Source organism: Pseudooceanicola sp. LIPI14-2-Ac024 (assembly GCF_042188925.1).
Lineage (GTDB): Bacteria > Pseudomonadota > Alphaproteobacteria > Rhodobacterales > Rhodobacteraceae > Pseudooceanicola.
In genome coordinates, this window is record NZ_CP170102.1 from 4,048,153 (window position 1) to 4,071,507 (window position 23,355).

Sequence of the window (23,355 nt, forward strand, 5' to 3'; positions counted from 1 at the left end):
CGCTTCCGGCACGACCCGGCACCTGAGCAGGAGCTTCTCGCATGGCCGCCAAGGACACCGACGACACCCCGCAAACCGACGAGTCGGATACCGAAGTCTCGCTCGACATGAGCCAGGCCCGGGTCAAGAAGATGATCGCCGAGGCGCGGGAAAAGGGGTTCATCACCTATGACCAGCTGAACCAGGTCCTGCCGCCGGACCAGGTTTCCTCGGAACAGATCGAAGATGTGATGTCGATGCTGTCCGAGATGGGCATCAACATCATCGAGGACGAGGAAGCCGAGGAAGAGGAAGGCAAATCGACCGCCGTGGTCGAAACCTCCTCGAACCGCGACGTGGCCGTCTCGGCCGGCGGGAACGAGAAGCTTGACCGCACCGACGACCCCGTCCGCATGTACCTGCGCGAGATGGGCAGCGTCGAACTGCTGAGCCGCGAGGGCGAGATCGCCATCGCCAAACGGATCGAGGCCGGGCGCAACACGATGATCGCCGGGCTCTGCGAAAGCCCGCTGACCTTCCAGGCGATCACCATCTGGCGCGACGAACTTCTGAACGAAGACATCCTGCTGCGCGATGTCATCGACCTCGAGACCACGTTCGGCAACACGATGGGCGAAGACGACGATGAACCCGTCGTGGCCGCCAACGTGTCGTCCGCCCCCAAGCGGGACGCGAACGAACCCGAGCTCGACGCCGACGGCAACCCGATCGCTCGCGAGGATGACGAGGACGAGGATGACCAGGCCAACATGTCGCTGGCCGCGATGGAATCCGCGCTCAAGCCGCGGGTGCTCGAGACGCTCGACCGGATCGCCAACGACTACGTGCTCCTGTCGGAACTGCAGGACAGCCGGATCAGCGCCACGCTGAACGAGGACGGCAGCTTCTCGGCCAAGGAAGAGGAGCGGTACCAGAAGCTCCGCTCCGAGATCGTGAAGCTGGTGAACGAGCTGCACCTGCACAACAACCGGATCGAGGCGCTGATCGACCAGCTCTACGGCATCAACCGCCGGATCATGTCGATCGACAGCGCCATGGTGAAGCTGGCTGACCAGGCCCGCATCAACCGTCGCGAATTCGTCGACGAGTACCGCGGGCACGAGCTCGACCCCAACTGGCTGGACCGGATGGGCGAGAAATCGGGCCGCGGCTGGCAGATGTTCATCGAGCGTTCGACCGACAAGGTCGAGGAGCTGCGCGCCGACATGGCGCAGGTCGGCCAGTACGTCGGCCTCGACATCACCGAATTCCGCCGCATCGTCGCGCAGGTCCAGAAGGGTGAGAAGGAAGCGCGTCAGGCCAAGAAGGAAATGGTCGAGGCGAACCTCCGCCTCGTGATCTCGATCGCGAAGAAGTACACCAACCGCGGTCTGCAGTTCCTCGACCTGATCCAGGAAGGCAACATCGGCCTGATGAAGGCCGTCGACAAGTTCGAGTACCGCCGCGGCTACAAGTTCTCGACCTACGCGACGTGGTGGATCCGGCAGGCGATCACCCGATCCATCGCGGACCAGGCGCGCACGATCCGGATCCCAGTCCACATGATCGAGACGATCAACAAGCTGGTCCGCACCGGCCGCCAGATGCTGCACGAAATCGGCCGCGAGCCGACGCCGGAAGAGCTGGCCGAGAAGCTGCAGATGCCGCTCGAGAAGGTGCGCAAGGTGATGAAGATCGCCAAGGAGCCGATCTCTCTCGAAACCCCGATTGGGGACGAGGAAGACAGCCAGCTGGGCGATTTCATCGAGGACAAGAACGCCATCCTGCCGCTCGAGTCGGCCATTCAGGAAAACCTGAAGGAAACCACGACCCGCGTTCTGGCCAGCCTCACCCCGCGCGAGGAGCGGGTTCTGCGGATGCGTTTCGGCATCGGCATGAACACCGACCACACGCTGGAGGAAGTCGGCCAGCAGTTCAGCGTGACCCGCGAACGTATCCGTCAGATCGAGGCGAAGGCGCTGCGCAAGCTCAAGCATCCGAGCCGGTCGCGCAAGTTGCGGTCGTTCCTCGACCAGTAAGACCGACAGGTGATGACAACCGGGGCCCCAGCGGCCCCGGTTTTCGTTTGGGGCGATGGAATGCACACCGGCGCCGAATTCCGATTCGGGGACAATTCTGCAGAAACTCGAATATTGTTCGCGCATCGGTGGATAATGCGGCGACGTGCCGGGCTTGACGGCACTTTCTCAATCCCGGATCTCGCCCTCGGAATTGACGTTCGCGTCAGTTCCCGCGGGACCCGTTCTGTGCGCCATAGCCCTTGAAATCAGGCGGTTTTCTCCAGCTGTGCGAGGCAGCCAACAAGGCGCAGCGTTTCTGCATCACATCCGAGCCGGTATGGATTACCCGACTATGCGGTGACCTTGGGGCAGTGATAATTTGGGTCTCCGCTTTGGGGGCGGATTCGAAACTTTTTTCAGGACCAAATCGTTAGAAACCCCAGCAAGGAGAAACAGGAATGCGCCGCGCTGCCACGCTGGTTACTCTCGTCTCACTCGTCACCGCCTCTGCGGCCTGGGCCGCTTACTCGACCCTGCCGGTCGATGGCCTCTACAGTCCGACCCCGGGCCAGTCCGCGAACGAGATCGTCATTTACGTCCCGCCGCAGGACCTGGGCCGCTGCATCGCGACCCTGATCAACGTCATGCAGATGCCGGTCGATCCGGCCCAGGTCTCGGCCGTGCGGGTGGACTACCCCGCCGACGCGCCGACCGTGCGTTGCCAGGCAGAGTAGGGCACTCCGCCCCGGGTTCGGGCGGATTGCCGCCTGTTCACGACATTTCGATGCAACCAAACTCTCCCCGTGGCGTTAAGCTCGGAGCCACAGGGGGAGTTCATGCGCTTCGCTCTTCACACATCGTCGTTCCGGACCTGCGCCCTGGCCGTCGCCACCGCAACCGTTCTGGCCACGCCGCTTGCCGCGAACGAACCTTCCGATGACATCCTGCGCAACGTGATCCCGACGGACGCCGTTCGGATCGAGGTCGCGCCGGACCGCCTGCAGGATTGCGCGGGCCTCGTTGCCTGGGCGTTCGAGTTGCCGTCGGCCTCGGCCGGGTTCGGTGAACCGCTGCCCGAGGTGCCCGTGGGGTACGGCCCGACCTGCGCGGTGATCCCCGTGCATGCCCAGGGCCTCTACCAGCAGCTTGCCCGCCCCTGACCGGGGTTTGCGGACGCGCCGCGCCACGCTAGGGTCGAGCCCGGACAGGGGCGGGACCGCATGGCAGAGACAGTCTTCACGATGGAAACACGCGGGCCCGGGCTCTACGAGTTCACCGGGAACGTGTGCGACTGGGTCGCCGAGCAGGGCATCGCAAGCGGCCTTCTGACGCTATTTGTCCGCCACACCTCGGCCTCGCTTCTCATTCAGGAAAACGCGGACCCCGAGGTCCGGACCGACCTTGCCGCGTTCCTGCATCGGCTGGTGCCGCCTTCGGACGACCCGTCGATGCGCTACCTTACCCATACCTACGAGGGCCCCGACGACATGCCCGGCCACATCAAGGCCGCGCTGCTGCCGGTGTCGCTGTCGATCCCGGTGTCGGGCGGCCGTCCGGTGCTGGGCACATGGCAGGGCATCTACCTTTTCGAGCACCGGACCGCGCCACATCGCAGGCAGGTCGCGGCATATCTCGGTGGCTGAAAAGGGGCCTACCCAAAACCCTGTGGACCTCCTATAGTGGCTGTGGACAAGTGGGGTCCAACCCCACGGGCAGGTATGAAAAATAAGGATTTGGACGATGCGCTGTCCGTTTTGCGGCAATGTCGATACGCAGGTTAAGGACTCCCGGCCGGCAGAGGATCACGTGTCGATCAGGCGGCGGCGGTTCTGCCCGGCCTGCGGCGGTCGGTTCACCACCTACGAACGCGTGCAGCTGCGCGACCTCGTCGTGATCAAGTCGAACGGCCGGCGCGAGGATTTCGACCGCGACAAGCTCGAGCGGTCGATCCGCATCGCCCTGCAGAAACGCCCGGTTGAGCCGGAACGCATCGACCAGATGATCTCGGGCATCGTGCGACGGCTGGAAAGCCTGGGCGAAACCGACATCCCCTCCAAGACGATCGGCGAGATCGTGATGGAGACGCTGGCCCGGATCGACACCGTGGCCTATGTCCGCTTCGCCTCGGTCTACAAGAACTTCCAGGCCGCCGACGACTTCGACAAGTTCGTGAGCGAGCTGCGCCCGACCGCCAAGGCGGCCGAGCAGGAGCAGGACAGCTGAGGCGCCCGGCGATGGCCGGGGCCCAGGACGATATCCGCTACATGAGGCTGGCCCTGTCGCTGGGCCGGCGCAATATGGGCCGCACCTGGCCCAATCCGGCGGTCGGCTGTGTGCTGGTCCGCGAGGGCCGGGTGGTCGGCCGCGGCTGGACCCAGCCCGGCGGCCGGCCCCATGCCGAGGTCGTGGCGCTGGCGCAGGCCGGAGACGCCGCGCGCGGCGCGACCGCCTACGTCACCCTCGAACCCTGTTCCCATCACGGAAAAACCCCGCCCTGCGCCGATGCGCTGGTCCGGGCCGGGGTGGCCCGCGTCGTGGCCGCGCTCGAGGATACCGATGCCCGTGTCGCCGGCCGTGGCTTTGCCCGCCTGCGCGACGCGGGGATCGAGGTGACGACGGACGTTCTGGCCGAAGAGGCCGCGCGCGACCATGCGGGGTTCTTCCGCCGCACCGACCTGGGCCACCCCTTTGTCACGCTGAAACTGGCGTCGAGCTTCGATGGCCGGATCGCCACCGCGACGGGCGAGAGCAAGTGGATCACCGGGCCCGAGGCGCGGCGCCTGGTCCACGCCATGCGGATGCGGCACGACGCGGTGATGGTCGGCGCGGGCACCGCGCGGGCCGATGATCCCTCGCTCACCGTCCGCGACATGGGCGTGACGCATCAACCGGTGCGCGTGGTGGTGTCCCGCCACCTCGATCTGCCGCTGATGAGCGTTCTGGCCCGCACCGCGCGCAAGGTGCCGGTCTGGCTGTGCCACGGGCCCGACGCCGATCCGCAGCGGATCAAGACCTGGGAGGGGCTGGGCGCAAAGCTGATCCCATGTGCGCTTGCGGGGCGCAGCCTTGATCCCGCGGCGGTGCTGCAGGAACTGGGCGAGGCGGGGCTGACGCGCGTTTTCTGCGAAGGCGGCGGGGCGCTGGCGGCGTCGCTGCTGCAGGCCGACCTCGTGGACGAGGTGATCGGCATGACGGCGGGGCTGGTGCTGGGCGCCGAGGGACGGCCCGCCATCGGGGCGCTTGGCCTCGACCGGCTGGCCGAGGCGCCGCGTTTCACGCTGCGCGAGGTGCGCGCGATCGGCCCCGACCTGCTGCACGTCTGGGACAAGGACGCCTGAGCGCGGTCAGCCCGCCGTCACCATCAGCCGTTCCAGCCCGTGGAAATGGTAGAGATCGGCATAGACCGGCGGCTCGGCCAGTCGCAGCTCCGGGCATCGCGCGAAGAGCACCGGCAGCGCGATCTGCATTTCCAGCCGCGCGAGCGGTGCGCCGACGCAGAAATGCGCCCCCGCACCGAAGCTGGCGTTGGTCTTGACCGGGCGGGCCGGGTCGAACACCTCGGGTGCGTCCCAGACCTGCGGGTCGCGGTTCGCCGCACCAAGGAGCAGGGCGATCCGGTCCCCACGCGCAAAGCTGCGCCCCATAACTTCGACATCCTCGTAGACCCATCGGGTGAACATGTGCAGCGGCGGGTCGTAGCGCAGGATTTCCTCGACCGTGCCGGCGATCTGGTCCGGGCCCAGCACCTCGGCCCCCATGCCCTGTTCCAGCAGCGTCTTCACCCCGTTGCCCGTGGCGTGGACCGTCGCCTCGTGCCCCGCGTTCAGCAGCAGGATGCAGGTCGAGACCAGTTCCTCGGTCGACAGCTTCTCACCGTCTTCCTCCGCGGCGATCAGCTCGGTGATCAGGTCATCGCCGGGCGTGCTGCGCCGTTCCTCGGCATAGGCCCGGATGAAGTCCGCGAATTCGGTCGAGGCCCGGCAGGCCGCCGCCTCGATCTCGGGCGTGCGGCGGGCCTGGTACATCGCCACCATCGCGTTCGACCAGCCGAGAAGGTCATCGGCCATGTCCTCGGGCACGCCAAGCAGGCGGGCGATGACGATCACGGGGATGCGGTTGGCATAGGCCGGGATCAGGTCGAACGGTCCTTCGGGGAACCGGTCGATCAGGTCGTGGCAGAGCGCCTCGATCTCGGGGCCGAGGCCGGCGATCCGGCGCGAGGTAAAGGCCGACAGCACCAGCCGCCGGAGGCGGGGATGACGCGGCGCCTCAAGCTCCAGCATCGAATGCGCCTCGATGTCGTAGAAAGGCTTCAGCCGTTCGGGGATGACCGGCGCGTTCTCGGGCGGTGCCTCGCGACCCAGTCGCCGATCCTTGAGGCAGTGCATCACCGCCGCGTGGGAAAACGCGGCCGGCATGCCGTAATCCTGCCAGTGGTGGATCGCGCCCTGCGCGCGGGCGTCGGCGTAGAAGCGGTAAGGGTTCTGGACAAAATCCGGATCGGTCGGGGATTGGCTGAGGCTCGTCATGGCACCTTGTCTTCCGGCAGGCTTCCCAAGGCAAGGGGCCACCGGTAAGTTGCCGTCATGTCGAGGGGAACCGTCATCCGGCGCGGGTTTGGGGCGCTCGCCGTGCTGGCCGCCGTTGGCGCGCTGGCCGCGGGGGTATGGCGCTTCGGCTACCTGCAGGCGCTGGACGGGCTGGCGCAGCGGGGCGAGGCCGACCTGGCCCTGGCCGCCGACCGCCTGACCGGGCAGCTGCAGCGCTACCGCGACCTGGCCGTGCTGATGGCGGTGCACCCGGCTCTCGAGGCGCCCGAGGTCGCGCGGGCCGACCGGGTGCTGCTGCATGCGGCCGACCGCACCTCGGTCCTCAACGTGATCTCCCTGGGCATGGACGGCACCGTGCAGGCGGCCGCGCATTTCCCGCCCTCGGCGGCGGTGGCGGAGCTGCTGGCCTCGGACTTCGTGGCGCGGGCGCACGAGGGGGCGCTTGGCGTCGGGCACGGGATCGAGCCCGCGATCGGGACGCGCGCCTTCTACGTCGCTGCACCGCGCTTTGCCCCGGGTGGCGGGGTCGAGGGCGTGCTGGTCGTCGCGGTCGATGTCGAGGCGCTGGAACGCGAATGGCGCGGCGACCGTCCGGCGGTCTGGTTCACCGACGATGGCGGCATGGTCTTCATCTCCAACCGGTCCGAGATCCTGTTCTGGCAAAGCGCCGAGGTCGGCCTGCGCCCCGAGGTCGGGCCTGTGCCCGCTTTCCGCCGTGACCTGAGCGGCGACCACGAGCTGTGGCTGACAGACTGGGGACCCTACCTGCCGAAGGCGGGCCTGCACCTCGAACGTGAGCTGCCGCAGATCGGCATGATGGCCGAGGCGCTGGTCGACGTGGCCCCGGCGCGGCGCCTTGCGGCGCTGCAGGCGGCGGTCGTGGCGCTGGTCGGGCTCGCGGTGGCCGCGCTCCTCTTCTACGCCTTCGACCGGCGGCGCGTGCTGGCACAGGCCAACGCCATGCTGGAGACCCGCGTGGCCTCGCGCACGGCGGAACTGTCGGGCGCGAACCTGATGCTGCGCCGCGAGGTCGCCGAACGGCAGGAGGCCGAGGCCGCGCTGAAACGCGCGCAGGAGGACCTCGTGCGGGCGGGCAAGCTGTCGGCCCTCGGGCAGATGTCGGCGGGCATCAGCCACGAGCTGAACCAGCCGTTGATGGCGATTTCCCAGTTTGCCGAGAACGGCGCGCTCTACCTCGAACGGGGCAAGACAGATGCGGCGGCGGGCAACCTGCGCCGGATCGCGGAGCTTGCGGGGCGGATGGGCCGCATCATCCGCAACCTGCGTGCCTTTGCCCGGCAGGAGAACGAACCGGTGCGCCGGATCGACGTGGTGGCCGCGGTGGAAACCGCGCTCGAAATGACAGAGGCGCGGCTGGCCAAGGAGGGCGTGCGCGTCGACTGGGTCACGCCGGGCCGTCCGGTCTGGGCCATGGGCGGCGAGGTGCGGCTGGGGCAGGTGTTGGTCAACCTGATCAGCAATGCCGCAGACGCGATGTCGGGCGCGGCCGAGAAATCGCTGGTGGTCCGGGTCGAACAGGGCACCCGCACGGTGATCCGCGTCCGCGATTCCGGGCCGGGGATCGACGCGCCCGAGAAGATCTTCGATCCGTTCTATTCCACGAAGGAAGTCGGCGCCTCCGAGGGCATGGGGCTGGGCCTGTCGATCTCGTACGGGCTTGTCCAGAGCTTCGGCGGTGACATCCGCGGCCGCAATGCCGAGGGCGGCGGCGCCGAGTTCTCGGTCGAGCTCGAGCCCTGGCGCGGGGAGGTGGCGGCATGATCCGTCGCGTGCTGCTGGTCGATGACGACGCCGCCGTGCGCGAGGCGCTTGGCCAGACGCTGGAACTGGCCGACCTGACGCCGCACCGCGCGGCCAGTTTCGTCGAGGCCAAGGATCACATCACCCCGGCTTTCGACGGCGTCATCCTGTCGGACATCCGGATGCCGGGCCGCGACGGATTCCACCTGCTGACTTACACGCAGGAGGTCGACGCCGAGCTGCCGGTGATCCTGCTGACCGGCGAGGGCGACATCCCGATGGCGGTCGAGGCGATGAAGCAGGGCGCTTTCGGGTTCCTCGAAAAGCCCTGCGCCAGCGCCGACCTGCTGCCGGTGATCGAACGCGCGCTGAAGACGCGGGCGCTGGTGCTGGAAAACCGGCGGCTGAAGGCGCAGCTGGAAACCGGCGACCCGGCGGCGCGGCTGATCTTTGGCTCGTCCGAGATGTCGAACCGGTTGCGCGACCAGGTGCGCCAGGCCGGGGCCGCGCGGGCCGAGGTGCTGATCACCTCTGCCCCCGGCGGCGGGATCTCCAAGATCGCCGAGGTCCTGCACCTGATGTCGGCCGCCGCGCGCCGGTCCTTCGTCAAGCGCCCGGCCGCGGGCCTGACCCGCGAGGCCTTCGAGGCCGCCTGCAAGGAGGCCGAGGGCGGTGCGCTGTTCCTGGACGAGGTGGCGGCGATGCCGCGCGACACCCAGTTCGCGGTGACCGAATGGCTGGAGCAGGGGGCCACGACGCGGCTGATCGCCGGCACCTCCACCGACCTCGCCAAGGCGGTCGAGACCGGCGCCTTCAGCCCCGACCTCTACTACCGGCTCGACGTGATGCGGGTGCGGATCCCGGCATTGTCCGAGCGTCCCGAGGATATTCCCGTGATGTTCCGCCAGTACGTCGCCCAGGCGGCCGAACAGGCCGGGCTGCCGGCGCCCGAGATCACCGAGGAGGTGACCGCCACCCTGATGGCCCGCGACTGGCCCGGCAACGCGCGCGCACTGATGAGCGAGGCGATGCGCTTCGTTCTGGGCATGAACGACGCCGACCGGCGCGAGGACGGCGCCGACCTGGGCCTGGCCGAGCAGATGGCGCAGGTCGAACGTTCGCTGCTGGCGGCGGCGCTGCGCCGCCACGACGGCCACGCCAGCGCCGCCGCGCAGGCGCTGAAACTGCCGCGCAAGACGTTCTACGACAAGCTGGCGCGCTACGGGCTGAAACCCGAGGATTTCCGATAGTGTGCGGATTCTCGCACAGCGCCTGAGCCGGGCGTGTGGAATCCCGCACGGACAGGTGTGCGAGATTTGTTTGAATTCCGATCAAGTTATTGATAATAAACAATTAAGAGCGATTTATCGGCTTGCCGCATGACGGCCTTGTGACGATTCGTGGGCGCGGCATAGTTCCGCCCAAGGGCACAACGCCCGAGAATTGATGCATTCGGGAGGAGATATCCGATGAAATTCCTGACCACTGCCGCCACGGCACTGGCCCTGTCCGCGACCGCCTATGCTGCTTCGGCGGACACGATGGGCTGCGATGCCGGCGAAACCGTCATCAAGTTCGCCCACGTCACCAACACCGACAAGCACCCCAAGGGCATCGCGGCCGAGCTGCTGAAGACCCGCGTCAACGAAGAGATGGACGGCAAGGCCTGCATGGAGGTCTACCCGAACTCCACCCTCTACGACGATGACAAGGTGCTCGAGGCGATGCTGCAGGGCGACGTCCAGCTGGCCGCCCCGTCGCTGTCGAAGTTCGAGACTTTCACCAAGCAGTTCCGCCTGTTCGACCTGCCCTTCATGTTCAAGAACATCGAGGCGGTCGACGCGTTCCAGAAATCCGAGACCGGGCAGGCGATGCTCGACTCGATGCAGAAGCGCGGCCTGCAGGGCCTCGGCTACTGGCACAACGGCATGAAGCAGATGTCGGCCAACAAGCCGCTGATCATGCCCGACGACGCCAAGGGCCTGAAGTTCCGCGTGCAGCCGTCCGACGTGCTCGTCGCGCAGATGGAAGCGATCGGCGGCAGCCCGCAGAAGATGGCCTTCTCCGAGGTCTACGGCGCGCTCCAGCAGGGCGTCGTCGACGGGCAGGAGAACACCTGGTCGAACGTCTACGGCCAAAAGTTCTTCGAGGTGCAGGACGGCACGACCGAAACCAACCACGGCGTGATCGACTACCTCGTCGTCGCCTCGGTCGACTGGCTCGACAGCCTCGATGCCGAAACCCGCGAGCAGTTCACGACGATCCTCAACGAGGTGACCGACGAACGCAACGCGGCGGTGAACGAGGTCGACATGGAAGCCCGCCAGGCGATCCTGGATGCCGGCGGCGAGATCCGCGAACTGGACGCCGACCAGCGCCAGGCCTGGGTCGATGCGATGAAGCCCGTGTGGGAGCAGTTCAAGGAAGACGTCGGTCAGGAGAACATCGACGCGGCCCAGGCGATCAACGCCGGCCTGTGATAGCTGTAACGGGCTAGACACGCAGCAGCGGGGGCGCGGGCGCCAGGCCCGTCGCCCCCGCGACGCCACCTGAGGGGGAGAGGCCATGCATCCGGCACCCGGGCAATCGTTCATGGACAGCATCGAGGAAACGCTGATCGGCGGCATCCTCGGCATCATGACCGTCATCACGTTCGCCAACGTGGTGGCGCGCTACATCTTCAACGCCAACATCCTGTGGGCGCTGGAAACCACCGTCTTCCTCTTCGGCTGGATGGTGCTGCTCGGCGCGTCCTACGCCGTCAAGAAGGGCGCGCACCTGGGCGTCGACGTGTTCATCGAGCTCTCCCGCCCCTCGGTGCGCCGGGTCCTGGCGCTGCTCTCGGTCGCGGTCTGCATCGCCTATTCGGTCCTGTTGCTGAAGGGCGCCTGGGACTACTGGGCCAACTTCGCCAACCTGCCCCAGACCGAGGGCCGCTGGTTCCCGCTGGGTTTCGAGGAAAGCTTCCGGCCCAAGGCCTGGTACGAGGTCAATGACATCCCGAACCCCTGGTTCCTCACGTTCCTCGAGGACGCGATGAACGACGGCGATCCCTACGAGAAGATGCCGCGGTTCATTCCCTACATCGTCCTGCCGCTGTCGATGGCGCTGCTGCTCTTCCGCTTCATCCAGGCCGCCATCCTGATCTGGCAGGGCAAGCTCGACCGGCTGGTGGCCAGCCACGAGGTCGAGGACGAAATCAACGAAGTGCGCGAACAGCGCGGGGAACTCTGATCCATGGACGTCCTGCTTCTCTTTGTCATGGTCGTGGGCTTCATGCTGATCGGCGTGCCGATCGCCGTGTCGCTCGGCTTTTCCTCCATCCTGTTCCTGCTGTGGTTCTCGGACACCTCGCTGGCCTCTGTCGCACAGACGCTGATGCAGGCCTTCGTCGGGCACTACACGCTGCTGGCGATCCCGTTCTTCATCCTCGCCTCGTCCTTCATGTCGACGGGCGGCGTGGCGAAACGGATCATTCGCTTCTCGATCGCCTGCGTCGGCCACCTGCGCGGCGGCTTGGCCATCGCGGGCGTCTTCGCCTGCATGATTTTCGCCGCGCTCTCGGGCTCCTCGCCCGCGACCGTGGTGGCGATCGGCTCCATCGTCATCGCCGCGATGACCCAGGCGGGCTACACCAAGGATTTCGCCGCAGGCGTGATCTGCAACGCCGGCACGCTCGGCATCCTGATCCCGCCCTCGATCGTGATGGTGGTCTATGCCACCGCCACCGACGTGTCGGTCGGACGGATGTTCCTCGGCGGCGTGATCCCGGGGATCATGGCGGGCTGCATGCTGATGCTGGCGATCTGGATCATGGCGCGTGTCCGCAACATGCCCGCCGGTGAATGGCAGGGCTGGGGCGAGATCTGGGCCTCGTTCCGCGGCGCCTTCTGGGGGCTGATGCTGATCGTCATCATCATGGTCGGGATCTACGGCATCCCCGGCATCACCGGCGCGATCTTCACCCCGACCGAGGCCGCGGCCGTCGCCTCCGTCTATGCCTTCATCGCGGCGGTCTTCATCTACCGCGACATGGGACCGCTCAGCACGCCCGGAGACGAGCGTAACCTCACGCTGCTGCAGAAGCCGGTCGCCCTGGTCAGCGCCATCTGGCACCCCGACACCCGCCGCACCCTGTTCGAGGCGGGCAAGCTGACCGTCACGCTGATGTTCGTGATCGCCAACGCGCTGATCCTCAAGCACGTGCTGACCGACGAACAGGTCCCGCAGCACGTGGCCGAGGCGATGCTCTCGGCAGGCTTCGGCAAGGTGATGTTCCTGGTCGTCGTGAACGTGATCCTGCTGATCGGCGGCCAGTTCATGGAACCCTCGGGCCTCCTGGTCATCGTCGCGCCGCTGGTCTTCCCGATCGCGATCGAGCTCGGCGTCGACCCGATCCACCTCGGCATCATCATGGTCGTGAACATGGAAATCGGGATGATCACGCCGCCGGTGGGTCTGAACCTCTTCGTCACCTCCGGCGTGGCGGGGATGCCGATGATGCGGGTGGTGAAGGCGGCGCTGCCGTTCCTCGGCGTGCTCTTCATCTTCCTCGTCATGGTGACCTACATCCCGATCCTCAGCACCTGGCTGCCGACGCTGATGATGGGTCCGGAACTGATCGTGAAGTGACGGAAACCGCGGGCGCCGCGCGCGCCCGCGACCCCTCCGGCAGAAGTGGTCTCGCACCAACCAAGCGGGGGCTCGCCCCTGCCTTCCTCTGGTCAATGTATCCCGGGGGTGAATTGCACAGCCTGGCTGTGCAAGAGGGGGGCTGGCCCCCCTTCTGCGCGGCGGGCTCGGCCCGCCGCAGGCCGTCAGGCCTCTTCCAGCGCCGTCACGATGGGCGAGAAGTCTGCGGCCTTCAGGCTTGCGCCGCCGACCAGCGCACCGTCCACGTCGGGGATCGAGAAGATCTCGGCCGCGTTCTCGCCCTTGACCGAGCCGCCGTAGAGCAGCCGGACGGACCGCCCCACGCCCGAACCAAACCGATGCTCGAGCCGCGCGCGCATGAAGGTGTGCACCTCGCCGATCTGCTCGGGCGAGGGCACCTGGCCCGATCCGATGGCCCAGATCGGTTCGTAGGCCACGACGAGGTTCTCGCCGGTGGAACTGTCGGGCACCGAGAGCGAGAGCTGCGCGCCGATGATGTCGAGCGTGTTCGTCGCCTCGCGCTGGAAGGCGCTTTCGCCGAGGCAGATCACCGTCATCAGGCCGGCCGCCTGCGCCCGATTGGCTTTCAGCCGCACCTCTTCCGAGGTCTCGCGGTGCAGGTCGCGCCGCTCGGAATGGCCGAGGATCACGGCGCGGGCACCCGCATCCTTTAGCATCTCGGCCGAGACGTCGCCGGTAAAGGCCCCCGAGGTCTCGGCATGGCAGTCCTGTCCGCCGAGGGCGATCGGGCTGCCGCCCAGTGTCACCCGCGCGGGGGCGATCAGCGTGGCGGGCGGGCAGAGCAGGATATCGACCGTGGGCGTGGCATGTGCCTCGGCCAGGGCCTGCATCTCGGAGAGCCCCGCGCGCAGGCCGTTCATCTTCCAGTTTCCTGCCGCAAGCTTCCTGCGCATCACCGCTCCCTCTCAATGACCGGTGGCGACCATTTCCGAGCCGGGGGCGGGCGTCAAGGCCGGCCGTGTCACCCGGCGGGTTTCGCCGCCTTCCGCGCTGCCTTGCGTGCCTTTTCGGCACGTTTCTTCGCGGCCGCGTCGCGCGCCGGCCCCATCGACAGCCGCGCCCAGTCCAGTGCTTCTCCGGCGTCGTCCATCGCGCTTTCCGGGAGGGTCATCAGCGAGGTGACCTGCCGCTCGCCCGAGGCGCGGCTGTACCAGAACGGCTCGGATCCCGCGGCCTCGTAGGCCGGGCGGGTGGCGTCGTCGGATTTCATGTAGACGGTCTGGGAGGAGGAGATCATCGCGAACATCGCGTCCTCCTCGGCGTAGACTGCGACGCCCGAGAACATGCGCCCGGTGCGCAGCGGCCCCAGCCCCGAGAACAGGTCGAGCACATGCTCGACGAACTCGGGGTCGACGGCCAAGGCCTCAGGCCTCGTTGAACTTGATGGATTCGCCGCAGCCGCAGGCTTCGGCCACGTTCGGGTTGTTGAACTTGAACCCGCTTTCCAGCAGCGAGGTCTGGTAGTCGATCTCGGTCCCGAAGAGGAACATCTGCGCCATCGGTGCGATCATCACCCGCGCGCCGTCCTGTTCGACCACCTCGTCATGGGGGTCGACCTCGGTCACGTATTCCATGGTGTATTCCATGCCCGCGCAGCCGCCCTTCTTGACGCCGATGCGCAGCCCCTCGTGGCCGTCGCGGCCCATCAGCTTGGAAATCTGCGTGGCGGCGGCCGGGGTGATGGTGACGGCCTGTTTGCCGGGAATGCCGAACATGGCGAAACTCCTTTGTCTCAGGTCCCAATATAGGGCGGCGCGCGCGGCGGCTCAAGCGGGGGTCAGGCGGCCTCGCTCACCGGGATCTCGGGCAGGTACCGGGGCTTGTCCGCCTCTTCGTCCCAGCGGGCGATCTCGGCCAGCAGCCGTTCGCGTACCCGGCAGGTGAAGGTCCAGGCGGTGTTGGCGTCGTTGCAGGGCAGGATGAACCAGACCGTGATCCCGATGCTGTCCTGGTCCGCCACCCGGACGCAGAGTGCCTCGGTATCGTCGGACATGTCGCCCTGGTCGGCGTCGAGGGCGATGGCATAGAACGCCTCCCGCAGGCGCTCGACATCGGCGCCATGGCCGAGCCGCAGCTTGATCACGCGGTGCAGCTCCGGGGTCATCGCGGTCCAGTTCTCGAAGGGCTCGGCCACGAATTCGCGCACCGGCACCATCAGGCGGGTGCGGTCCCAGACCCGCAGCTGGACGTAGGTGAAGTTGATCCGCTCGACCACGCACCAGTAGTCGCGGAAGAGGATCGTGTCGCCGATCCGGGCCGACTGGTTCAGCGCGATCTGCATCGAGCTGAGGATGTTCGACAGCACGTCGCGCCCGGCAAAGCCCAGGATCACGGTGATGATCCCGGCCGTCCCGAGAAGAGAGAACCCCAGCGTGCGGAACACGTTCGCGGAGGCGAGCACGAAGCCGGTGCCGGCGATGAAGATCACCACGATCATCGCCCGCCGCCAGGCCGTGACCTGCGTGGCGAGGCCTCGGCGCTGTTCCTGTTCCTTCGACGACAGGTCCTCGCCCTGCTTGACCACCAGCTGGTCGAGCACCGCGTCGACCACGTTCATCAGCAGCACCATCGCCGCCAGCACGTAGCCGACGATGACCAGCGGCGACAGCACGGCCGAGATCCGGCCCGAGAAGACAAAGACCGAGGCGGTGATCGTGCCGACGAGGAAGGTGATCGCGAAGATCACCAGCGGCTTGCGCAACGACCGGATGACCAGCGTCGCCGTCTCGCTCCGCTGGCTGCGGGCGATCCGGGTCAGCGTGGCGTGCAAAAGCCAGCCCATGCCCGCGGCGGCGATGATCAGAAGGGGCAGGCCGATCATTTCCCAGACGCGCAGTCCCCAGAGCCCCTTGTCGCGCAGCGCCTCGGGCAGGGCCTTCTCCAGTTCGGACGGCCCGTAGATGTCGTAGAGGCCCGGCAGGTTCTCGACCGACTGGCGCGAGAACACCCAGACCGGCTCGGTCTCGCCGGGCTTCACCCGGTTCAGCCGGATCGACACGGGGCGATTGTCGAGGTCGACGATCCAGAGCCGGATCGAGCGTCGTGGCTTGGCGCCGAAGGGATCGTCGGCGGAGGGGTTGGCCTCGACCGCGTCGGGCACGTCGGGGAGGGAGTACCAGTCCACCACGACGCGTCGGTCCATGATGGTTTCCAGCATCTCGGCCAGCGCCGGGCCGGCCTGTTCCTGGTCCGCCCAGGGCAGCGCCCCGAGGTCGAGAAGGTGCGCCGCGTCGGCGTACTGCCCCGCGCGGGCGAGGGCGAGAAAGCTTTCCATCGTCGCTTGCGGCGTGTCGCGGAAGATCTGCTGGGATGGAGAGGGCAGGCCGGGGTTCAGCCGGTCGATCTCGTACCATTCGGCCGAGGCATCCTGCGCCGCCGCGATGCGTGGCAGGGCCGCCAGCAGGCAGAACAGCAGGACGGCGGCCAGCCGTTGCAACATCGGGACCTTGATCGCAGTCATGCGGGCCAAACGCGCCCGCGGCGGGGTGGTTCCCCGCTCAGCCCGGCAGGAGGGTGAACGCGTATTGCGTGCCGAAGGCCATCACCAGCGCCCAGGCAAAGGAGGCGAGGGTGCCGATGATGACATACTCCCCGGCCACCCGGCTTTCCGAGGCCATGTCGAAGCGCAGGATCGACTTGGCGGCGATGAGGAAACCGATGCCCGCGGGTTCCCCCACCATCACCAGCAGCACGATCAGGGTGCGTTCCAGCAGGCCGATCATCCGTCCGCCGTTCGGCAATCCGTCCGGGAAGGCGGGGCTGTCGTATCCGCGCATCAGCAGGCCGACGGCAGGTCCGCCGGCAAAGGTCGCCAGGATCAGACCGGTCACCGCCGCCTCGGCCCGGATCAGATCGGGCGGCATCGCGCCCCAGAGACCGGTTGCAAAGGCGTCGGGGGCGAACCAAGCGGCGGCGAGGATCACCGCCACGTGGGCCGCCTGGTCGAGCAGGAAGACGGTGAGCGTGTCGGGCAGGAGGCGCACCTTGATGGCGTCGATCACGAGGTGGGCCAGCGCGACGCCGAGGATCAGGAGCGGGCTGCCGCCGAGTGCCGCCAGGCTCAGCCCGGCGACGATGGCGACATGCAGGAGGAGGACCGGGAGCCGCCGCTTGTTCGCCACCATCGCGTTGGTCTGGAACAGGAAATCGGCCAGGACATGGGCGAAGAGCAGGGCGACGACGGTTTCGATCATGCGCGGGCTCCGGGCAACTTTGCGGGCTTGCCTTTGTCGGTGGCAAGTTCATTGGCTTGCATCATGTGGCACGCTCCATGGCGTCCAGGGCCGCGAGCAACGCGGGCAGGCCCGCGGCCCGCGCCGCCTGGTCGACGGCCTGCCGGCTGATCCCGAGGCGGGCGGCAGCTTCGGCATGGGTGTCCGCCCGGGGCGGCAGCAGTTCGCAGAGGGTGCGGGCCTGCGCCTGCGTCCACCCGCGGCTAATGTGGTCGGACAGCACGCAGGCGGCCTGCCGGGCGCCACCGGCGGCATGCGACATCTGCAGTGTGCCCGAAAGCCCTTCGAGCGCCCTGCCCGAGGCGATGAAGGCGGGTCCGTGGGCGGCGTTCGGATCGCCCGAGGCGGGCAGGGTGCCGTCGCCCTCGGAAAGCGCGACGCGCGTCAGGCCCAGGTCGTTGCGGCGCAAGAGGGCGCGCAGCCAGAGCGCCAGTCGCACCCCGTATGCAGGGGGACAGAGCGCCGCCTGCCAGCCGTCGCCGCCGCGACGGGCAAAACCCGCGGTCTCGATCCCCGGCCATGAGCCTGCCGCGGTGACGCCCGCACGCAGCGCCGCCATCGCCGCATCGAGCGCGGCGGGCGGCATGTCGGAGCTACCGACGAAATCTCCGGTCAGGACGGCGAACTGCATGGGCAAGTCATATCACTTGCCATGCCAAAATGCAAGCTTTCGGGCTTGCCGATCACATGAAGCCGAGTTCGAGCCGCGCCTCGTCACTCATCATGTCCATGCCCCAGGGCGGGTCGAAGGTCATGTCGACATCGACCTGCTTGATCCCGTCCACGGCGCTGACCGCGTCCATCACCCAGCCCGGCATCTCGCCCGCGACGGGGCAGCCGGGGGCGGTGAGCGACATGATGATCTTGACCTCGTTCTCGCCCGAGATGTCCACCGTGTAGATCAGGCCGAGGTCGTAGATGTTCACCGGGATTTCCGGGTCATAGACCGTGCGGCAGGCTTCCACGACAGTGTCGTAGAGCGGGTGATCGGTGGTGGAGGGCGCGATCAGCGGGGCGCCTTCCATCGGTTCGGGGCTTTGGGTCATGGGGGTCTCGCGGCTTTTCTGACCAGATATATAGGAAATCCGGCCTGCCGGGTCCAGAGGCAGGGGGCTGCGCCCTTCGGGACGGGCGCGGGATGTCTCTGCGACGCCGCGCCTATTTCGCGAACTTGCTGGCGCGCGCCATCTCCATCCGCACGGGGTCGGTGAAGTGGCCGATCATCGTGTCGCGCGACAGGGCATAGGCCTCGGCCAGGGGCAGATCCATCTGGGCCTTCAGCGTGCGGATGCCGTTGGTGATCGGGCCGGCGTTGCGCCCGGCAAGGGTCCGGGCAAAGGCGCGGGTCTCCTCGACCACGTGGTCGGCGGGCAGGACGCGGTTCACGAGGCCCGCGTTCAGCGCCCAGTCGGTGTCGAACTGTTCGCCCGACAACAGCAATTCCATCAGGTGCTTGCGCGACACGGCGCGGGACACCGCGACCGAGGGGGTCGAGCAGAAACCGCCGTTGTTCACGCCGGGCAATTGGAACCGCGCGGCGGGCGCGGCGAACGCCATGTCGCAGGAGGCGACCATCTGCAGCCCCGCGGCGGTGGCGATCCCTTCGACGAGGGCGATGGTGGGCTTGGGCGCCTCGGCGATCGTCACCATCAGCCGCGCACATGCGTCGAACAGGGTGCCGAGGAAAGCGACGCCGTCATCGGCATCCTCCTCGCGGCGGCGGTTGATTTCCTTGAGGTCGTGACCGGCGCAAAAGATCGGGCCGGGCCCGTGCAGCAGGATCACGCGGGCCTCGTCGTCGGCGATCGTGGCCTCGAGCGCGGCGGTGAGTTCCTCGATCATGGCCAGCGACAGCGGATGCGCCTTGCCACCGCCAAGCGTCAGGGTCATCACGCCGTCCGCCAGGTCGCGGGCGACCAGAACGGGCTGTTGTATCTGGTTCATCGGGGGCTCCTCCTGCGGTGTTTCGCAAGGATGGCGCGGCGCGATCCCGCTGGCAAGCGAACCGGGGCCGACGCCACGGACGCGGCGGGAACCAACCGGGCGATCGCCGGTTTCCGCAAGGTCTGCGCGGGGCGGACCCGCGCTGCCAGTTCCGGATGGAGGATCGGGAAAATGAAAGACCTGGAAGGGTTGTTCAAGCACTTCGTGAAAGACATCTACTATGCCGAAAAGCAGGTCCTGAAGACGCTGCCCAAGATGGCGCGCAACGCGACATCGGATGACCTGCGCGAGGCGTTCGAGCATCACCGCGAGGAAACCGAGGGCCAGATCGAGAACCTCGAGAAGGTGTTCGAACTGCTTGGCCTGAAGCCGCGGGGCGTCACCTGCGAGGCGATCGACGGCATCCTCGAAGAGGGCAAGGAGATCATGGAAGAGGCCGACAAGGGCGATACCCGCGACGCCGGCATGATCGCCGCGGCGCAGGCGGTCGAACACTACGAGATCACCCGCTACGGCACGATGATCGCCTGGGCCCGCACGCTGGGGATGGAAGAGGCGGCCAAGCTGCTGCAGGAAAACCTCGACCAGAAATATGCCGCCGACGACAAGCTGAGCAAACTGGGCGAGGGCACGTTGAACGCGCGGGCCGCCTGAGCCGCGTTTCCGCATTTGCGCGCCCGGCGACTTGGGGCTAAAGGCGGTGGCCATGACCACCGCCTTTTCATTCGACCTGCACGCCACCGACGGCAGCGCCCGCACCGGCGTGATCCACACGCCGCGCGGCGACATCCGCACGCCGGCCTTCATGCCCGTCGGCACCGCCGCGACGGTCAAGGCCATGATGCCCGAGAGCGTAGCGGCGACCGGCGCCGACATCCTGCTGGGCAACACCTATCACCTGATGCTGCGCCCCGGGGCCGAACGGATCGACCGGCTGGGCGGGCTGCACCGGTTCATGAACTGGGACAATCCTATCCTGACCGACAGCGGCGGCTTCCAGGTGATGAGCCTGGCAGACCTGCGCAAGCTGACCGAGAAGGGGGTGACCTTCCGGTCGCATGTCGACGGGTCCAAGCACGAGCTGACGCCGGAACGCTCGATGGAAATCCAGCGGCTGCTGGGGTCGGACATCGTGATGTGTTTCGACGAATGCCCGGCACTGCCCGCGTCGGAAGAGACGGTCGCCACCTCGATGCGGCTGTCGATGAGATGGGCGCAACGGTCGCGCGACGCCTTTGGCGACCGGCCGGGATACGCGCTGTTCGGCATCCAGCAGGGCGGCGTGACCGAGGAGCTGCGCGCCGAAAGCGCCGAGGCGCTGACCGGCATCGGCTTTGACGGCTATGCCATCGGCGGCCTCGCCGTCGGCGAGGGGCAGGAGGCGATGTTCGGCGTGCTCGACTATGCGCCGGGGCAACTGCCGGTGGACAGGCCGCGTTACCTGATGGGCGTGGGCAAGCCCGACGACATCGTCGGCGCGGTCAAGCGCGGCGTCGACATGATGGATTGCGTGCTGCCGTCGCGTTCGGGGCGGACCGGGCAGGCCTGGACCCGCCGCGGACAGGTCAACATCAAGAACGCCCGCCATGCCGACGATCCGCGCCCGCTGGACGAGGATTGCAGCTGTCCCGCCTGCCGCCAGTATTCGCGCGCCTACCTGCACCACGTTTTCCGCGCCGGAGAAATGATTTCCGGAATGCTGCTGACCTGGCACAACCTCCATTATTACCAGGAGATCATGCAGGGCATGCGCGCGGCGATTGCCGCCGGCCGGTTCGCGGAATGGGAATCCGACTTCCACGCGCGCCGCGCAGAGGGCGATATCGAGCCGATCTGACTCTGCCCACGGGCGAGTTTCGTTGTCGATTGGCCCGGACAGACCGTCAGTTTCTGATTTGGAAACTGACTTTTTTCGGCGTGACGAACCCCTTCAAACATGGCGCTAGCTGACCTTCTGGCCAGAAGGCTGCTTGATGCGTGCTAGGCAACACTGGCGGAAAGATGTTGGAAATACGGCAAAAAATTGTCCGGACATGGCCGCGCTTTCAGCGGGTTGCCGTTGGGTCATGCTGATTGGAAATTCCTGTGCGTATTGAGGGCAAAATGGCGAAAAGGCTTGGCGCCATATTGTCGTTTACGCGGGCGGGAGCCTCCTCAAAGAATGTGCTGCGGTCGGATTTCAAAGGCCGCGAAACACTGAGGGTAACATGAGACTCGTGAATACTTGCGCGGCTGCGGCCGCATTCATTATCGCCGGGGCGGCAACTGCCGGTGCGGCGACCTACGACTTCCGGAACTACGGAATTGGCGGCGACGGCATTACGACCCACGCCACGCCCTACACGAAATCCGTCGATGGCAAGATCGTCACGGCGACGGCGGGCTACACCGACTCCTCGGTCCTGGTCTGGCCGTTCCCGCCGGTCTACACCACGATCGACGGTGACGAGAACTGCTATGACGGCAGCTGCAACCTGCAGGTCACGGAATCCGCCTATGGCCTGGGCGTCGGTCCGGCGAACGGGACCTTCCCCGACATCGACGGTGTCCTCTACGACAACCTGCTGACGCTCACCTTCGAGCGGATGGTCAACTTCTCGTCGGTCCTGTTCTCGGGCTTCCCGCCGTCCTACGTTGACGGGGATGACAATGTCGACGTCTACGTCGACGGCATCCTCACCATCGCGGGCTTCCTGATCTCGAGCGAGAACCCGCTGAACCTGTCGGGGCTGAGCGGCACGTCGATCTCGTTCGGTGCGGAAGGAGCGTTCGACGACTTCACCGTCGCGTCGCTGACCGCAACCGTTCCGGTCCCGGCCGGTGCGCTACTGCTCGGCACCGCGCTTGGCGGCCTGGGCTTTGCCCGCCGTCGCCGCAAGGCAGCCTGATCGCGGCCCGAAAGACATGTCGGGGCGGCCATCTGCCGCCCCGATCCCGGTCCGCGGCCCTGCATCGCCGCACAGACCGACGCGGTCGCGTGCGCCTTGCGCCGCGACGCGGCGGTTGCACGCTGCGATGCGGCACCTAACCTCTCCTGAACGTCCCGGCTGACGGGACCCGATACAGGAGACGACATGACAGACGCTCTATTCACACCCTTCACCGCAGGGGCCATCGACATGAAGAACCGTGTCGTTATGGCGCCGCTGACCCGCAACCGTGCTGACAACGTGACCGGAGAGGTCAACGACCTGCACGTCGAGTACTACCGCCAGCGCGCGGGGGCGGGCCTGATCATCACCGAGGCATCGCAGATCTCGCCGGTCGGCAAGGGCTACCTCGCCACGCCCGGCATCTATTCCGACGAACAGGTCGCCGCCTGGCGCAAGGTGACCGACGCCGTCCATGCCGAAGGCGGCCGGATCGTCATCCAGCTGTGGCACGTCGGCCGGATCAGCCACACCTCGCTGCAGCCGGGCGGTGCCGCGCCGGTGGCCCCGTCTGCCGTGGCCGCGAACGTCAAGACCTTCACCGAGAACGGGTTCGAGGAAACCTCGACCCCGCGCGCGCTCGGCCTCGACGAGATCAAGGCGACGGTCGAGGATTATGCCCATGCCGCGAAACAGGCGATCGCTGCCGGTTTCGACGGCGTCGAGGTGCACGGCGCGAACGGCTACCTGATCGACCAGTTCCTCAAGACCGGCGCGAACACCCGCGACGACGAATACGGCGGGTCAATCGAGAACCGCACCCGCCTGCTGTTCGAGGTGATGGAAGCCGTGACCGATGCAATCGGCGGCGACCGGACCGGCCTGCGCCTGTCGCCCTATTCGCCGGCCAACGGGATCACCGACGCGGATCCGACGCCGCTCTTCACCCATGCGATCAAAGGGCTGAACCGGTTCGGGCTTGCCTATCTCCACATGGTCGAAGGCGCGACCGGCGGCTCGCGCGACCTGAAGGAAGGCGAAAGCATCGCCGCCCTGCGCAAGCTCTTCGAAGGGCCCTACATGGCCAACAACGGGTATGACCGGGATATGGCGCTGGATGCGGTGGCCAGCGGTGCCGCCGACCTCGTGGCCTTTGGCCGTCCGTTCATCTCGAACCCCGACCTTGTCGAGCGGCTGGAGCGTGATGCGCCCCTGGCCGAGGGCGACCGCCAGACCTATTACGGTGGCGGCGTCGAGGGTTACACCGACTATCCCCGCTACGATGAGGCCGACGCGGCCTGAGCGGTCTCAGCGGACAGCCAGA

General features: G+C 67.2%; 24 protein-coding genes. 15 read left to right on the forward strand and 9 right to left on the reverse strand.

Annotation, left to right across the window (positions count from 1 at the left end; genetic code table 11):
* The first annotated feature begins 41 nt into the window (after window positions 1–41).
* From rpoD to ribD, 6 genes are all read left to right on the forward strand, one after another.
* Window positions 42–2,018 (forward strand): RNA polymerase sigma factor RpoD, encoded by a 1,977-nt coding sequence (gene rpoD, locus ACE2AC_RS19875; protein ID WP_375689554.1) that lies wholly within the window; start codon window positions 42–44, stop codon window positions 2,016–2,018.
* A gap of 440 nt (window positions 2,019–2,458) precedes the next feature.
* Window positions 2,459–2,734 (forward strand): hypothetical protein, encoded by a 276-nt coding sequence (locus ACE2AC_RS19880; protein WP_375689556.1) that lies wholly within the window; start codon window positions 2,459–2,461, stop codon window positions 2,732–2,734.
* Window positions 2,735–2,836: 102 nt separating this feature from the next.
* Window positions 2,837–3,160, forward strand: coding sequence for a hypothetical protein (locus ACE2AC_RS19885; protein WP_375689558.1), 324 nt, complete (start codon window positions 2,837–2,839; stop codon window positions 3,158–3,160).
* A gap of 60 nt (window positions 3,161–3,220) precedes the next feature.
* Window positions 3,221–3,643, forward strand: coding sequence for a secondary thiamine-phosphate synthase enzyme YjbQ (locus tag ACE2AC_RS19890; protein ID WP_375689560.1), 423 nt, complete (start codon window positions 3,221–3,223; stop codon window positions 3,641–3,643).
* 97 nt (window positions 3,644–3,740) lie between these two features.
* Window positions 3,741–4,223: a transcriptional regulator NrdR gene (gene nrdR, locus ACE2AC_RS19895; protein WP_375689563.1), complete on the forward strand. Its 483-nt coding sequence runs from the start codon at window positions 3,741–3,743 to the stop codon at window positions 4,221–4,223.
* A gap of 41 nt (window positions 4,224–4,264) precedes the next feature.
* On the forward strand, window positions 4,265–5,338 hold the full coding sequence (ribD, locus tag ACE2AC_RS19900) for a bifunctional diaminohydroxyphosphoribosylaminopyrimidine deaminase/5-amino-6-(5-phosphoribosylamino)uracil reductase RibD (protein ID WP_375692144.1): 1,074 nt from the start codon (window positions 4,265–4,267) through the stop codon (window positions 5,336–5,338).
* A 6-nt stretch (window positions 5,339–5,344) separates the two neighbouring features.
* Here ribD and ACE2AC_RS19905 read toward each other — a convergent pair whose 3' ends face one another.
* Window positions 5,345–6,529, reverse strand: coding sequence for a cytochrome P450 (locus ACE2AC_RS19905; RefSeq protein WP_375689565.1), 1,185 nt, complete (start codon window positions 6,527–6,529; stop codon window positions 5,345–5,347).
* A gap of 57 nt (window positions 6,530–6,586) precedes the next feature.
* On the opposite strand from ACE2AC_RS19905, the gene ACE2AC_RS19910 reads away from it, so the two are divergent.
* The 5 genes from ACE2AC_RS19910 (at window position 6,587) to ACE2AC_RS19930 (ending at window position 12,943) form a co-directional block, all read left to right on the forward strand.
* The gene (locus ACE2AC_RS19910; protein WP_375689567.1) at window positions 6,587–8,332 is read left to right on the forward strand and encodes a sensor histidine kinase; all 1,746 of its coding nucleotides are present in this window, start codon (window positions 6,587–6,589) and stop codon (window positions 8,330–8,332) included.
* Window positions 8,329–9,561, forward strand: coding sequence for a sigma-54-dependent transcriptional regulator (locus ACE2AC_RS19915; RefSeq protein WP_375689569.1), 1,233 nt, complete (start codon window positions 8,329–8,331; stop codon window positions 9,559–9,561). Before ACE2AC_RS19910 ends, ACE2AC_RS19915 begins: the two co-directional genes overlap by 4 nt.
* A 219-nt stretch (window positions 9,562–9,780) precedes the next feature.
* Window positions 9,781–10,791: a DctP family TRAP transporter solute-binding subunit gene (locus ACE2AC_RS19920; protein WP_375689571.1), complete on the forward strand. Its 1,011-nt coding sequence runs from the start codon at window positions 9,781–9,783 to the stop codon at window positions 10,789–10,791.
* An 85-nt stretch (window positions 10,792–10,876) separates the two neighbouring features.
* Window positions 10,877–11,545, forward strand: coding sequence for a TRAP transporter small permease (locus ACE2AC_RS19925; RefSeq protein ID WP_375689573.1), 669 nt, complete (start codon window positions 10,877–10,879; stop codon window positions 11,543–11,545).
* Window positions 11,546–11,548: 3 nt separating this feature from the next.
* Entirely contained in the window at window positions 11,549–12,943 is a 1,395-nt protein-coding gene (locus ACE2AC_RS19930; RefSeq protein WP_375689575.1) for a TRAP transporter large permease, read from the forward strand.
* A gap of 185 nt (window positions 12,944–13,128) precedes the next feature.
* Here the strand turns inward: ACE2AC_RS19930 and tpiA are convergent, their stop codons facing one another.
* The 8 genes from tpiA to ACE2AC_RS19970 all read right to left on the reverse strand — a co-directional run bounded on the left by tpiA (window position 13,129) and on the right by ACE2AC_RS19970 (window position 19,161).
* The gene (gene tpiA / locus ACE2AC_RS19935; protein WP_375689577.1) at window positions 13,129–13,878 is read right to left on the reverse strand and encodes a triose-phosphate isomerase; all 750 of its coding nucleotides are present in this window, start codon (window positions 13,876–13,878) and stop codon (window positions 13,129–13,131) included.
* Between the two features lie 68 nt (window positions 13,879–13,946).
* Window positions 13,947–14,345: a TfoX/Sxy family protein gene (locus ACE2AC_RS19940; protein ID WP_375689579.1), complete on the reverse strand. Its 399-nt coding sequence runs from the start codon at window positions 14,343–14,345 to the stop codon at window positions 13,947–13,949.
* Window positions 14,346–14,349: 4 nt separating this feature from the next.
* Window positions 14,350–14,700, reverse strand: coding sequence for a HesB/IscA family protein (locus ACE2AC_RS19945; RefSeq protein WP_375689581.1), 351 nt, complete (start codon window positions 14,698–14,700; stop codon window positions 14,350–14,352).
* Window positions 14,701–14,762: 62 nt separating this feature from the next.
* A complete protein-coding gene (locus ACE2AC_RS19950; RefSeq protein WP_375689583.1) occupies window positions 14,763–16,445 on the reverse strand; it encodes a mechanosensitive ion channel family protein in 1,683 nt (560 codons plus the stop codon).
* Window positions 16,446–16,482: 37 nt separating this feature from the next.
* Window positions 16,483–17,178 carry a DUF3307 domain-containing protein gene (locus ACE2AC_RS19955; protein ID WP_375689585.1) on the reverse strand — a complete coding sequence of 232 codons (696 nt, stop codon included), beginning with the start codon at window positions 17,176–17,178 and terminating at the stop codon, window positions 16,483–16,485.
* Window positions 17,179–17,239: 61 nt separating this feature from the next.
* Window positions 17,240–17,848 carry a MarR family transcriptional regulator gene (locus ACE2AC_RS19960; protein WP_375689587.1) on the reverse strand — a complete coding sequence of 203 codons (609 nt, stop codon included), beginning with the start codon at window positions 17,846–17,848 and terminating at the stop codon, window positions 17,240–17,242.
* 52 nt (window positions 17,849–17,900) lie between these two features.
* Entirely contained in the window at window positions 17,901–18,263 is a 363-nt protein-coding gene (locus ACE2AC_RS19965) for an SUF system Fe-S cluster assembly protein (RefSeq protein WP_375689589.1), read from the reverse strand.
* Window positions 18,264–18,375: 112 nt separating this feature from the next.
* Complete coding sequence (locus ACE2AC_RS19970; protein WP_375689591.1) at window positions 18,376–19,161, reverse strand: enoyl-CoA hydratase-related protein; 786 nt, start codon at window positions 19,159–19,161, stop codon at window positions 18,376–18,378.
* A gap of 171 nt (window positions 19,162–19,332) precedes the next feature.
* On the opposite strand from ACE2AC_RS19970, the gene ACE2AC_RS19975 reads away from it, so the two are divergent.
* The 4 genes from ACE2AC_RS19975 (at window position 19,333) to ACE2AC_RS19990 (ending at window position 23,333) form a co-directional block, all read left to right on the forward strand.
* Window positions 19,333–19,815 (forward strand): ferritin-like domain-containing protein, encoded by a 483-nt coding sequence (locus tag ACE2AC_RS19975; protein ID WP_375689593.1) that lies wholly within the window; start codon window positions 19,333–19,335, stop codon window positions 19,813–19,815.
* 52 nt (window positions 19,816–19,867) lie between these two features.
* Entirely contained in the window at window positions 19,868–20,998 is a 1,131-nt protein-coding gene (tgt, locus tag ACE2AC_RS19980) for a tRNA guanosine(34) transglycosylase Tgt (RefSeq protein WP_375689595.1), read from the forward strand.
* Between the two features lie 370 nt (window positions 20,999–21,368).
* Window positions 21,369–22,049 carry a VPLPA-CTERM sorting domain-containing protein gene (locus tag ACE2AC_RS19985; RefSeq protein WP_375689597.1) on the forward strand — a complete coding sequence of 227 codons (681 nt, stop codon included), beginning with the start codon at window positions 21,369–21,371 and terminating at the stop codon, window positions 22,047–22,049.
* A gap of 186 nt (window positions 22,050–22,235) precedes the next feature.
* Window positions 22,236–23,333, forward strand: coding sequence for an alkene reductase (locus ACE2AC_RS19990; protein WP_375689599.1), 1,098 nt, complete (start codon window positions 22,236–22,238; stop codon window positions 23,331–23,333).
* Window positions 23,334–23,355: the final 22 nt, after the last annotated feature.

What these genes read in the sequence shown, in the direction of transcription:
- rpoD (WP_375689554.1), top strand. Translation starts at nt 42, where the DNA reads ATGGCCGCCAAGGACACCGACGACACCCCGCAAACCGACGAGTCGGAT.
- ACE2AC_RS19880 (WP_375689556.1), top strand. Translation starts at nt 2,459, where the DNA reads ATGCGCCGCGCTGCCACGCTGGTTACTCTCGTCTCACTCGTCACCGCC.
- ACE2AC_RS19885 (WP_375689558.1), top strand. Translation starts at nt 2,837, where the DNA reads ATGCGCTTCGCTCTTCACACATCGTCGTTCCGGACCTGCGCCCTGGCC.
- ACE2AC_RS19890 (WP_375689560.1), top strand. Translation starts at nt 3,221, where the DNA reads ATGGCAGAGACAGTCTTCACGATGGAAACACGCGGGCCCGGGCTCTAC.
- nrdR (WP_375689563.1), top strand. Translation starts at nt 3,741, where the DNA reads ATGCGCTGTCCGTTTTGCGGCAATGTCGATACGCAGGTTAAGGACTCC.
- ribD (WP_375692144.1), top strand. Translation starts at nt 4,265, where the DNA reads ATGAGGCTGGCCCTGTCGCTGGGCCGGCGCAATATGGGCCGCACCTGG.
- ACE2AC_RS19905 (WP_375689565.1), bottom strand. Translation starts at nt 6,529, where the DNA reads ATGACGAGCCTCAGCCAATCCCCGACCGATCCGGATTTTGTCCAGAAC.
- ACE2AC_RS19910 (WP_375689567.1), top strand. Translation starts at nt 6,587, where the DNA reads ATGTCGAGGGGAACCGTCATCCGGCGCGGGTTTGGGGCGCTCGCCGTG.
- ACE2AC_RS19915 (WP_375689569.1), top strand. Translation starts at nt 8,329, where the DNA reads ATGATCCGTCGCGTGCTGCTGGTCGATGACGACGCCGCCGTGCGCGAG.
- ACE2AC_RS19920 (WP_375689571.1), top strand. Translation starts at nt 9,781, where the DNA reads ATGAAATTCCTGACCACTGCCGCCACGGCACTGGCCCTGTCCGCGACC.
- ACE2AC_RS19925 (WP_375689573.1), top strand. Translation starts at nt 10,877, where the DNA reads ATGCATCCGGCACCCGGGCAATCGTTCATGGACAGCATCGAGGAAACG.
- ACE2AC_RS19930 (WP_375689575.1), top strand. Translation starts at nt 11,549, where the DNA reads ATGGACGTCCTGCTTCTCTTTGTCATGGTCGTGGGCTTCATGCTGATC.
- tpiA (WP_375689577.1), bottom strand. Translation starts at nt 13,878, where the DNA reads ATGCGCAGGAAGCTTGCGGCAGGAAACTGGAAGATGAACGGCCTGCGC.
- ACE2AC_RS19945 (WP_375689581.1), bottom strand. Translation starts at nt 14,700, where the DNA reads ATGTTCGGCATTCCCGGCAAACAGGCCGTCACCATCACCCCGGCCGCC.
- ACE2AC_RS19950 (WP_375689583.1), bottom strand. Translation starts at nt 16,445, where the DNA reads ATGACTGCGATCAAGGTCCCGATGTTGCAACGGCTGGCCGCCGTCCTG.
- ACE2AC_RS19955 (WP_375689585.1), bottom strand. Translation starts at nt 17,178, where the DNA reads ATGATCGAAACCGTCGTCGCCCTGCTCTTCGCCCATGTCCTGGCCGAT.
- ACE2AC_RS19960 (WP_375689587.1), bottom strand. Translation starts at nt 17,848, where the DNA reads ATGCAGTTCGCCGTCCTGACCGGAGATTTCGTCGGTAGCTCCGACATG.
- ACE2AC_RS19965 (WP_375689589.1), bottom strand. Translation starts at nt 18,263, where the DNA reads ATGACCCAAAGCCCCGAACCGATGGAAGGCGCCCCGCTGATCGCGCCC.
- ACE2AC_RS19970 (WP_375689591.1), bottom strand. Translation starts at nt 19,161, where the DNA reads ATGAACCAGATACAACAGCCCGTTCTGGTCGCCCGCGACCTGGCGGAC.
- ACE2AC_RS19975 (WP_375689593.1), top strand. Translation starts at nt 19,333, where the DNA reads ATGAAAGACCTGGAAGGGTTGTTCAAGCACTTCGTGAAAGACATCTAC.
- tgt (WP_375689595.1), top strand. Translation starts at nt 19,868, where the DNA reads ATGACCACCGCCTTTTCATTCGACCTGCACGCCACCGACGGCAGCGCC.
- ACE2AC_RS19985 (WP_375689597.1), top strand. Translation starts at nt 21,369, where the DNA reads ATGAGACTCGTGAATACTTGCGCGGCTGCGGCCGCATTCATTATCGCC.
- ACE2AC_RS19990 (WP_375689599.1), top strand. Translation starts at nt 22,236, where the DNA reads ATGACAGACGCTCTATTCACACCCTTCACCGCAGGGGCCATCGACATG.